This is a genomic window from Vibrio sp. 378 (assembly GCF_033339435.1).
Genome location: NZ_JAWOUO010001228.1, coordinates 1 through 512, shown reverse-complemented (window position 1 = coordinate 512; position 512 = coordinate 1). Strand labels below are relative to the sequence as shown.

Genomic DNA, 512 nt, shown 5'->3' with positions numbered 1-512 from the left:
CATTACGGGCGCTGCATTTTGTGTTGGTGTGACTTACGCATTTACTCAGTTACCGTTAGAAAGCTGGTTTCTAAACCCATAAATACAAAAAAGCAGAACTCGATGTGAGTTCTGCTTTTCATTGTTTATTTGGCCGTAACTCGGATGAAACCTAGAATTCCCGGTTCATTTTTTCCAAACACGATAGAAAGGTTGATTGCTGCTCTGGCTCAATATGACGAGTAAGATCACGCACAAGATCAAGGTGCAACTGGTTATGATGGCGATGAATTTTCTCACCTTCTGGTGTGAGCCTCACAACGATAGCACGGCGATCTTCCGGATGAGGGCAACGTTCTATCAAGTTCGCGTTCACTAACTTTTCGATTTGTACCGTTAACGTTCCGGTCGTGATGCCTAACTTTTCCGCCAGTTCTTTCATGCGCAGCGCACCATGGCCGCCCAGCACTTCAATAGTATGGACTTGGGCCAAAGAGTAGCCGGTTTCTTTTACGACTGACTGTTCCCAAGAA

At 45.5% G+C, this 512-nt stretch carries 1 protein-coding gene; it reads right to left on the bottom strand.

Features of this window, described 5'->3' with window-relative positions:
* Window positions 1–151 precede the first annotated feature (151 nt).
* Window positions 152–512, bottom strand: a 361-nt coding sequence (locus R7Q48_RS31285) for a MarR family transcriptional regulator (RefSeq protein WP_318134330.1), incomplete at its 5' end; no start/stop codon positions are given.